General features: G+C 40.5%; 7 protein-coding genes. 5 read left to right on the top strand and 2 right to left on the bottom strand.

Annotated elements, in window-relative coordinates; all coding sequences use genetic code 11:
• The first annotated feature begins 157 nt into the window (after nucleotides 1–157).
• The 5 genes from eno (at nucleotide 158) to QNI15_RS09745 (ending at nucleotide 9,437) form a co-directional block, all read left to right on the top strand.
• Nucleotides 158–1,435 (top strand): phosphopyruvate hydratase, encoded by a 1,278-nt coding sequence (gene eno, locus QNI15_RS09765; RefSeq protein ID WP_313987862.1) that lies wholly within the window; start codon nucleotides 158–160, stop codon nucleotides 1,433–1,435.
• A 76-nt stretch (nucleotides 1,436–1,511) separates the two neighbouring features.
• Complete coding sequence (locus QNI15_RS09760) at nucleotides 1,512–1,808, top strand: FtsB family cell division protein (protein ID WP_313987864.1); 297 nt, start codon at nucleotides 1,512–1,514, stop codon at nucleotides 1,806–1,808.
• Between the two features lie 532 nt (nucleotides 1,809–2,340).
• On the top strand, nucleotides 2,341–2,838 hold the full coding sequence (locus QNI15_RS09755; RefSeq protein WP_313997678.1) for a low molecular weight protein-tyrosine-phosphatase: 498 nt from the start codon (nucleotides 2,341–2,343) through the stop codon (nucleotides 2,836–2,838).
• Between the two features lie 39 nt (nucleotides 2,839–2,877).
• A complete protein-coding gene (locus QNI15_RS09750; RefSeq protein WP_313997677.1) occupies nucleotides 2,878–3,765 on the top strand; it encodes a fructosamine kinase family protein in 888 nt (295 codons plus the stop codon).
• 224 nt (nucleotides 3,766–3,989) lie between these two features.
• Complete coding sequence (locus QNI15_RS09745) at nucleotides 3,990–9,437, top strand: alpha-2-macroglobulin family protein (RefSeq protein WP_314031566.1); 5,448 nt, start codon at nucleotides 3,990–3,992, stop codon at nucleotides 9,435–9,437.
• A 98-nt stretch (nucleotides 9,438–9,535) separates the two neighbouring features.
• Here QNI15_RS09745 and QNI15_RS09740 read toward each other — a convergent pair whose 3' ends face one another.
• Nucleotides 9,536–9,964: a DUF3592 domain-containing protein gene (locus QNI15_RS09740; protein ID WP_314031565.1), complete on the bottom strand. Its 429-nt coding sequence runs from the start codon at nucleotides 9,962–9,964 to the stop codon at nucleotides 9,536–9,538.
• A gap of 95 nt (nucleotides 9,965–10,059) precedes the next feature.
• A complete protein-coding gene (locus QNI15_RS09735) occupies nucleotides 10,060–11,175 on the bottom strand; it encodes an AI-2E family transporter (RefSeq protein WP_313997670.1) in 1,116 nt (371 codons plus the stop codon).
• Nucleotides 11,176–11,250 lie beyond the last annotated feature (75 nt).

Genomic DNA, 11,250 nt, shown 5'->3' with positions numbered 1-11,250 from the left:
GAAGGTACCAGAATCTGCCTCTAAATCGAGGAAATTACCTACTAATTATATTTTTTCTTTGAAAATCCTGTAGTAAGTTCTAATTTTCGCCCGCCAAAATAGTATCTCGTTAAGCAGAGAGAGTTCAATATTTTGTATCACCAATTTAACCTTGATCATGACTTTTATTGAAGAAATCAGAGCCAGACAAATTCTGGATTCCCGTGGCAATCCTACTGTAGAAGTGGATGTAATCACTGCAAATGGAAAATTAGGCCGTGCGGCTGTACCATCAGGAGCATCTACGGGAACCCACGAGGCCGTAGAATTGCGCGATGATGATAAAAAAGTATATGTAGGCAAAGGTGTATTGAAAGCCGTTGCCAATGTAAATGAAATTATTGCAGAAGAACTGACTGGTTATTCTGTATTTGAACAAAATATGCTGGACCAGTTAATGTTGGAACTGGATGGCACCCCTAACAAAGGTAAATTGGGAGCAAATGCCATTCTAGGCGTTTCTCTGGCTATTGCCAAGGCAGCAGCACAGGAAGCAGGTTTACCACTATTCCGTTACTTGGGTGGTGTAAATGCCAATACACTTCCTCTACCAATGATGAATATCCTCAATGGTGGTAGCCATGCGGATAATTCCATCGACTTCCAGGAATTTATGATTATGCCTGTAAAAGCTGAGACATTCTCTGAGTCTTTACGTATGGGTGTAGAAGTATTCCACAACCTGAAAAAAGTGTTGAAGGATAAAGGAATGAGCACTAACGTAGGTGATGAAGGTGGTTTTGCTCCTAACATTCCTTCTAACGTAGGTGCTATTGAAGTAGTATTACAGGCTATTGAGAAAGCTGGTTACAGACCAGGTGAAGATATCTTCATCGCACTGGATGCAGCTAGCTCTGAGTTCTATGATGCAGACAGCAAAATGTATCACTTCAAAAAATCTACAGGTGAAAAACTGACATCTTCTCAGATGGCGAACTACTGGAAAGAGTGGGTTGATAAATATCCTATCCTTTCCATTGAAGATGGTATGGCAGAAGATGACTGGGCAGGTTGGAAAGAATTAACAGACTTGACTGGCAAGAAAATCCAGTTAGTGGGTGACGATTTGTTTGTAACAAACGTAACACGTCTGCAAGATGGTATCAACCAAGGTGTTGCTAACTCTATTCTGGTTAAAGTAAATCAGATTGGTTCATTGACTGAGACTATCAATGCGGTAAATCTGGCAAAACGCAATAAATATAAGAGTGTAATGTCACACCGTTCGGGAGAAACAGAAGATAGCACTATTGCTGATCTGGCAGTTGCTCTGAATACAGGTCAAATCAAAACTGGTTCAGCATCTCGTTCTGACCGGATGGCAAAATACAATCAGTTATTACGTATTGAAGAAGAACTGGGCAATACAGCTTATTTCCCAGGCATCAATTTCTAATTTAGTATTACTGGCTACAGGTTTTTCAACTTGTAGCCAGTATTTCTCAGAGCTTTGTGTTGTAGATTATTGTTCTATGCCTGTTAAACTCCCCCCCTTTACCCGCAACTTTTATTTTGCTACCACTGCGGTTTTCCTTGTATGGATGCTGTTATTTGATACCAATGATATGATCTCTCAGTTTAAACTCTGGAAACAGACAGTTGAACTGGAAGAACAAAAAAAGCACTACGTAAAAGAAGTATTAAAAGTGAAGAAGGAACGGGAAGAATTGATGGGAAGTCCCCAACTACTTGAAAAATTTGCCCGTGAGCGTTACCTGATGAAAAAGAACACAGAAGATGTATTTGTGATTGTAGAAGAAGAGGAATAATTCCATCTCATCTACTTACCTGTAAATGTTATAACGTATATATGTATACAGGTTAGTAATATGACAAAGAAATCCCGCTACCTCATATTTTACAGAGGTTTTTCTTTTAGCCAAGACCTGAAATTTAATGTCCTTATCGGGCTACCGTGTTGTCCGCATTCTCCAAGCTTACATTTTTAAGCCACGCCGGAGGGGGCACATTACGGTTTGTTGACTTTTGGAGAGACTGTGTCTTATCGGATTTAACAGATTGATCCTTGACTGATCTTCCGATCAATAATAAAGTAAAAAGTAAAAAAATACCTGATAAGAAGAACAGATTTGTATTTTTTCTTTCCATAATGGTTTCTAAAATCATACATTTGCTTGAAATGTGGCGCAAGGTAAGTAGAAATACTGAAAAAAAGATTGCAAATCAACAAAAAACTGTCTCTGATAATATATTTAGTTATTAAATAATTATTAGCAAGTTTATAGTGAAACAGGTGGAAAACCAGCTATATCCCTTGTCTCATCCAGCGATGTTTTATTCATGGTAAAAATATTATTTGTTTGTCTGGGAAATATATGCCGTTCTCCTCTTGCAGAAGGCATCTTTAACCATCTTGTTGTAAAAAAAGGTCTGCAGAACGTTCTCGTTAGTCGTTCAGCGGGTACTGCCGATTATCATATTGGCGAACCTGCCGATCGTCGTACGATTAAGGTAGCCCGTAAACATGGTATTGAGATCCATCACGAAGGAAGTCAACTCAGCGAGAATGACTTTCAGGAATATGACTACATTGTCGCAATGGATCACTCAAACTACCTAAATATTACACGACATCCAGGCTATATTTCTAGTCGGGCAGTAGTAGTAATGATGCGTAATTTTGATACAGCAGCCTCTGATCTCAACGTTCCAGATCCTTACTTTGGTAGTATGGATGGCTTTGAACGGGTGTATCATATGCTAATGAAGGCCAATGAAGGTTTTATTGAGTTTCTGACTGAAAAACATCATCTCAATAAAACATCAGGAGAACAATAGCTTTCTTATTATCATCTTCAGCTAAACATATTCTGACTTATGGATTTTCGTGGTTTACATGAAGAATATGTTCAGTTTCTGGAGACAATATTCTTTACAACCCTTGGCAAGGAAGTATCCATACTGGATTATCATTTTCTCTCTGGTGGATGTATCAATCAAACCATACAGGCAACTACTAGTGCCGGGACTTTTTTTGTTAAGTGGAATGAAAGCATGGAGGAGGATTTTTTTGCCTGTGAAGCAAAAGGGTTAACTCTATTAAAAGAAGCCGGAGAAATATCTGTTCCGGAAGTGATAGGATATGGTCAAAACGGACAGAAAACCTATCTGATACTGGAGTTTTTACCTTTCATGTATGCCAAAAGCAACTATTGGGCAAATCTTGGAACCTCTCTGGCTCGTTTGCACACACATTCTCAACCAGAATTCGGACTTTCCTACCCCAACTATATTGGGTCACTTCCACAAACTAATACCCCATATACCAACGGAGTTGATTTTTTTATTGAGTGTCGTTTAAAGCCACAAATAGGCTTAGCAGTATATAACCAGCTTATGCCCCAAACACTCTATACTAAATTTCAACATCTTTATACCCGATTGCCCGATATCATTCCCAACGAAAAACCAGCTCTTCTCCACGGTGACCTCTGGCATGGAAATGTACTAACTGGTAAAGATGGTTATGCCAGCCTTATAGATCCTGCAGTGTACTATGGTAACCGAGAAGCGGAAATAGCTTTTACCTATCTGTTTGGAGGTTTTGAGCCTGCTTTTTATGATGCATATACCCAAACTACTCCATTAGAACCAGGCTTTGCGGAACGTAAAGCTATTTATAATCTGTATCCGCTTTTGGTACATTTAAATTTGTTTGGCTCCGGCTATCTGTCTGGAATAGAACAAACCTTACACCCCTTCTGAAAATCCTTTTCTGACAAAATAGTTGTATTCTAGTAGCTAAAATCACTACAAAACATACAATCTGAAGCTATTAGTTTTTATTACTACCCACACTAATTTCGTTTCAAGTGCAGATTGCAATATTCTGAGAACCAGCAAAAAATAATCGACGGTTTCTTCTTGCAAAACCTCTGTTTTTTTCTGTAACTTTTCCCGCTTTTTATTCTACACTCATTTTAACCACTATGAAACAAAAGATTGGTGCCCTCTGGATGTTGGGCGTCATTTTTCTGCTTATTTCCTGCAGGGGCAATAAGGTAGAAATTAACGGACGCAATTTTCAGGATGAGATTGCCCAGCAACAAAATCTCATATTTACTTTCTCCCACGATCTGGTAGGTGACACCCTGATAGACAAATGGGATACCACTCACTACATTGAATTTGAACCCCAAGTGCGTGGTAAATTCAAATGGACCGCTCCTAATGAGCTGTCTTTCTCGCCTGATGCAGGCTTTGCTCCCAGCACTGACTATGAAGCCAAAGTGACTGATGATCTCACCAGTCATATCAAAACACTGGACAAAGAGAAACAGGAGAAGTTGTCTGTTGGTAGTATTGACCCCATTAAGTTTCACACACCCTATCTGAACCTGGCAGGAACAGATATGTACTGGGTGAAAAATAGTGAAGGAAATACCGAACTACGTTTTAATGTCAACTTCAACTATCGGGTCAACCCTATGCAATTAGGAAGCCTGTTAGCTATGAATATTGATGGTAAAAATGTTACAGCGAAGGTTTTGAGCACTGAAATTGCCTCTGCCATCCCAGTAGCAGTAGTACAAGGTGGTGCAAACTTTGACAAGAAAGCTGTTCAGCTTACCATCCGGGAAGGCTTAAAATGTGCAGAGAGTGCCTATGCAACACCCAAACCACTGGAATTCAAAACAGAAGCACCAGACAAAAGCGATTTTCAGGTAGTACAGGTACTCAACGAATATGAATATGAAAAAGGTGTGATTCGGGTGTATACCAACCAAACTGTAGAAGAGGGAGATATTCAGCGGCACATTACTCTTTCTCCATCTGCCAGCTTTACCATTGAAAAACAGGATTATGGCTTTGATATCAAAGGTAATTTTAAAGAGGGAAATTATGATCTGATTATTTCCAAACGGCTCAGAGGCATTTTTGGAGGTGCACTCAAAGAAGATTTCACTCAGGTAGTTGTATTTGGAGAGATGAAACCAACCATTGCCTTTACACATAAGAAATCCATTTATCTATCCAGTAAAGGGAGTAAAAACATAGGGGTACGTATTATCAATGTGCCAAAGATTGAGGTTAAGATCTTTAAGGTATATGAAAATAATATCAATGCCTTCTTCAACCAGAATAGCTATGATTATTCCTATGAATATGAGTCAGACTATGGCCCTTCATATTATTTTGATGAATATGGCAGCCCATATGGAGACATTGTCTATGAGAAGAAGATCCTGACGAATACACTACCTAAGGGCAATGGGGTCCACTTATTAAATCTGGACTTTGCCCAGTTTGATGATTTCAAGGGTATCTATATTGTGAAAGTGCGTTCAGATGATGAACAATACCTGCAAGCCACGCAATTGGTCTCTATTTCAGATATTGGCTTTATGGTTAAGGAAACTCCTGACGAAGTGTATGTATTTGCCAATTCGATTCTTTCCGCTCAACCGATGACAGGAGTCAAGGTGAATCTGGTAAGTACCAATAATCAGGTATTGGCAACAGGCGAGACAGATGGAGATGGAGTAGCCAAGTTTGCAGACATCCGGAAAAAGTTTCCCAAATTCAGTATTGGGATGATTACAGGTACCGTCGATAAAGATTTCAATTATTTACTCTTTAGTCAGACTTCCGTAGGAACTTCCCGTTATGAAGTAGGAGGTATTCATGAAAATCTGTCAGGCTATCAAGCTTTTATTTATGGTGATCGGAATATATATCGCCCAGGAGAAACGATCAATCTGAATACTGTAATCCGGGATGGCAAATGGAAAAGTGCAGGTAACATTCCTGTTAAAGTCCGGATTGTCCTTCCTAATGGCAAAGAATATATTACCCAGAAAGGCACACTCAATGACCAGGGTGCATTCTTAACATCTGTAAAACTTCCGGTTAGCGCCATTACCGGAACCTACAATGCTGAGGTGTATACATCTAATGATGTATTGCTTACGAGCCGTTCCATGAGTATCGAAGAATTTGTACCTGATCGCATCAAGGTAACAGTTAAGACCAGCAAGCCTTTTGTAAAGTCAGGAGATGAGCTTATGGCAACAGCTACAGCCGTAAATCTGTTTGGTCCTCCGGCAGCTAACCGCTCCTATGAGATGGCCTTTAACCTGACAAAGAAATACTTCTCTGCTAAAGAATATCCAGACTATATATTCTCTCCTGCCAGTGAAAAACCTTTCCGTTTTGAACAGGATGTGCGCCAGGGTACTACCAATGACGAAGGTATTGCAGAAGAATCTTTCACTATACCAGCAGATTTTCAGGATATAGGTGTATTGGAAGGAAGCATATTTACCACTGTGTTTGATGAAACCGGACGACCTGTAAACCGTGTCAGTCGCTTTGATGTCTATACACAGGATGTATTCTATGGAATGAAACTGGCAGATTCGTATGTCAATACAAAAGAACCCGTACAACTACCATTAATTGCTGTAAACAAAGATGGTAAAGCATTGCAGGGTGTAAAAGCACATTTGCAGGTAGTAAAATTAAACTGGCAGACTGTATTACAAAAAAATGATTATGGACAGCTAAGTTATGTATCTCAGAAGAAAGAACAAGTACTGATAGACCGTTCTATTACCATCAATGGCACAAGTACTAACTTTAGCTTTGTGCCAAGCGTATCCGGAGAATATGAAGTTCGCCTGATGCGTCCAGGGGCAGAAAACTACATCTCAGCAGAACTATATGCCTATGGATGGGGTATGACAGCCAATACTTCATTTGAAGTAAATCGTGAAGGGCAAATTACTATTGAGACCAATAAAGCTGCCTATCAGGTAGGTGAAACAGCCGAAGTGTTGATGAAAACACCATTCCCTGGCCGGATATTGGTGAGTGTAGAACGTAATCGCGTATTTGAATACTATTATGTCAATACAGACAAACGGTCGGCTAAAATCAGTATCCCAATAAAAGCAGACCATCTGCCTAACATGTATATTTCAGCTACCCTGATCAAGCCACTGGATGATGGCGCAATGCCGTTAACAGTAGCTCATGGCTATGCAGCTGTGACTGTAGAAGATCCGGATCGTAAAATGCCTGTTGAGATTGTGGCCTCTGCCCAGTCTCGTTCGCAAACAAAGCAGACGATTACAATTAAAACCCGTCCGAATGCGGAAGTTACGCTAGCGGTTGTAGATGAGGGTATTCTTCAGTTAACCAACTACAAAACACCTGACCCACATGGATATTTCTTCCAAAAACGGGCTTTGGAGGTAAATGCCTATGACCTGTATCCACAATTATTTCCTGATCTGAGAGTAAGCAAAAGCAGCGTGGGTGGGGATGGTGCAGGTTTGGAAAAACGTGTTAACCCGTTAACCAACAAACGCGTAAAACTGGTATCTTTCTGGAGTGGTAAACTTACGGCCGATGGTAGTGGAGAAATCACGTATACAATTGATGTACCTCAGTTTTCAGGCGATCTACGCATCATGGCAGTTGCGTATAAGGATGATGCCTTTGGTTCTGCCAACACCAATATGAAAGTAGCCGATCCGGTAGTCATCAGTAGCTCACTGCCACGGTTCTTTAGTCCTGGAGATCAGTTAGAAATGCCAGTAACATTGAGCAATACGACAAACAAAGCAGGCAGCCTGACAGCTAAAGTAAAAGTAACAGGCAATTTATCTGTAGAAGGAGATGATTCTCAAACTATAAATGTGAACCCTAATAGTGAAGGTCGTGTAACATTTGCAATCAATGCCAAAGATGCTGTGGGGGCAGGACAGGTGATTGTGGAAGTAAACGGATTGGGAGGTACTTATACTGAGAAGAATGATATTACTATTCGTCCGATTCAGTCATTGCTTAAACGGAGTGGCTCGGGTGTAGTGGCAGGAGGTACTAAAAACTTCAATCTGACTACTGATTTTATCCCTTCAACCACTACTGGTAAGCTGGTAGTATCCCGTTCACCTTTGGTACAGTTTGCTGATGATCTGGATGAATTGTTGTGGTATCCATATGGTTGTGTAGAACAAACGACCTCTACAGCATTCCCTCAACTCTATTTTGCAGAACTGAGCAAATCACTTTCCAAAGGCAAAGCCAATGCCACACAAACATCTGTAGCCAACTACAATGTTCAGGAAGCCATAAACCGACTGCAAACATTCCAGATGTATAATGGAGGATTAAGCTACTGGCCGGAAGGTGGACAGGCAAGCTGGTGGGGAACAACCTATGCAGCTCACTTCCTGATCGAAGCCCAACGTGCCGGATTTGATGTGAGTGAGACATTCCTGGATAAGATTCTTTCCTTCCTGCAACAGAAAGTAAAGCAGAAAGACCTAGAGGAATATTTTTATTACAATGCATCTAACACACGTCAAACTAAACAGATTGCGCCAAAAGAGATTGCGTACTCCTTGTATGTACTGGCCTTAGCCCGTCGTCAGGATGTACCTACCATGAACTACTATAAGGCAAGTAAGGCATTACTTGCCATTGACTCACGCTATCTGTTGGCAGCAGCGTATCAAATGTTAGGCGATGGTACTTCTGCTAAAAACATTGTTCCATCAGCTTTTTCAGGAGAGCGATCTGTACAAGCGCTGGGTGGTAGCTTCTATTCATACATTCGTGATGAGGCGATTTCATTGAATGCACTTATTGACAGCGATCCTAAGAACCTGCAAATTCCAATCATGGCGAAACATTTGTCAGAACAGATGAAGCAGAAATCCTATATGAATACACAGGAACGTGCCTTTGGCTTACTGGCTCTGGGTAAATTGGCTAAAGGCTCTAATGCTGCCAATGTAACTGGAGAAGTAAAAGCAGGTAATACATCATTAGGAGAAGCAGGCGAACAGGATCTGGTAGCCAGCAAAGGTGTAATTAATCAGACTATCAGTATATCACCGAATGGTTCGGGTAGCTTGTATTACTTCTGGCAAGCAGAGGGATTAACCCGAAGCAGTACAGTGAAAGAAGAAGATAGTTTTCTGCAAGTACGTAAAACATTCTATGACCGCTTTGGCAATCCTATCTCTGGCAATTCATTCAAACAGAATGATATGGTAGTGATTAAGATAACGCTGGCAACAACAGATGGTTCTACTGTACCGAATGTGGTCATTACAGATATGCTACCTGCAGGATTTGAAATTGAAAACCCTCGTATCTCAGAAGTGCCATCCATGAATTGGGCGAAGGATGTAACCAATCCAGACTACTCAGATATCCGTGACGACCGGATTAATCTGTTTGCTACAGCGACCAGCTATCCACGCAACTATTATTATGTAGTGCGGGCTGTTTCTACAGGGACCTTCCGTATGGGACCTGTACAGGCTGACGCTATGTACAATGGCGAATATCATTCTGTAAACGGAGCCGGACAGATCAAGGTAGTAAGTCGCACCAATGATTCAGATAGTACAGGCAATTAATTCTTTCGATAAATCTGATAAAAAACAAACAGGCAAGTCTTAATTGGCTTGCCTGTTTGTTTTTTAAGGAAGTTATTATTTATATATCTTAGGCCACCTTATTTCAGCCCAGTCCAATACCACAGGAGTATTGCCAGCCCTGCAAGTATTACTCCGACTACACTATATTTAATGCCTGTATTAATTATCTCTTTCTTCTCAAATACTATTGCTAATTCAGGTTGTCCGGGAGGGTATACCATCTGTATTCCTTGTCCCATAGAATAGTTTCTATATTCACTTCCATGTAGTGTAAAAGTCATCGTTTGGCCTGATTCGACTTTGAACTCAGCAACCGGTACGCTATATTCCCCTCCATCGCGATCAGCAGTATCCCCACTCCAGCTGGCATTCACGACTTTTGTTATTTGTGCCTCTACTCTACTATACGTTTTTACTTTTCGTATCCATCGCAGCTGTGTCAGAGCTACCAGAAATGCAGCCACACTCCCAATTATACATATCCCAAAAAGAACGATTACAACCATAGGTAAAACAGTATTGACCCTAAATAAAAAGGAATTTCTCATTTTTAGAAATCCCCCAATTATTTATTGCAAATACAGAATGCAACCTGTCACCTTCATTTCTTCTGAAACCAGCCCTTTATTGTTTTCCCTGTTTTGTTAAGGAATTTCTTGATTCCATTTTCCTTCTTTTCCTCTTCCCCAATCAGATAGGCATATGGTTGTAAAGACTCTACATTGTCACAAACAATTTTTGTAATGCCTAACAACGGAATGGCCAGGATCATGCCGGGTATCCCCCACACCATCTCCCCTGCTACCAATCCCACAATGGTAAACAAGGGATTGATATTTACCGCAGAACCGACAATCAGGGGTTCCAGTATATATGATTGGATAAACTGTACCAATCCATAAGTAATCAGAATACCTACGATAGTATTGGTATTACCTCCCTGCACCAGAGACATAACAATAGTAAGTGTAGTACCTGTCAGATTTCCAACAAAAGGAATGATTTCCAGAATGCCGCAGAGTATAGCAAAAAAGAGGGCATTCTTTACTCCTACAACGGTAAACCCAATTCCATACATCACCCACAGAGACACAACCATTAGAGAAAGTCCGCTCAAATACTTTTGTGTCACCTGCTGTACATTATTCACGATTTCAAGTGCTTTGGGCTCTTCCTTTTTCGGAACCAGTCGTACAATAAAACCTTTCAATCTGCTGCGGAAACAGATAAGCAGGAAGATATACACCAGTACCAGAATAGTATCTGTCAACACGCCACCTAATCCGGCAAGGAAACCAGTGACAAGCGAAGCAAGTTTCCCAGGAGAAGAAGCCTGCTGTTCCTTAATCATCTTTTCCTGTTTAGCAGGTGAAATACCCAGCTGATCTGTAATAAGCTGCTGGACCTGATGGTATCGTTCTGTGACCTGTTTTTCAATCTGAGAAGTATTTTTGGCAAGATCAGATATCTGCAAGCTGATCAGAAAAAAGATCAATGCAAAGAAGCCTACCAATAGCAATATCGAAAGTACGATAGCGACAACTTCATGAATACCTTTATCCCTTAGCCATTTTGTAAAAGGCAATAAGAGCATAGCCAGCAATGCGGCAAATGTCAAAGGTATCAGAAAAGGTCTTGCATAGACCAGAATAATGACAATCAACACCAGGATTGCCAGTATGATGACTGTTTTGGTTAGTCTTGGATAATTATTCATACCGAGTAGAAATAAATCTATCTCAGAAATAAGTATACCAGGCTGTAGTATAAATAGAGTTTCTACATTTTTGGG

The organism is Xanthocytophaga flava, assembly GCF_030068545.1.
In the GTDB taxonomy this organism is placed as follows: Bacteria; Bacteroidota; Bacteroidia; order Cytophagales; family 172606-1; genus Xanthocytophaga; species Xanthocytophaga flava.
The sequence above is the reverse complement of the archived record's forward strand: the minus strand, read 5'-3'. Positions and strand labels throughout refer to the sequence as shown.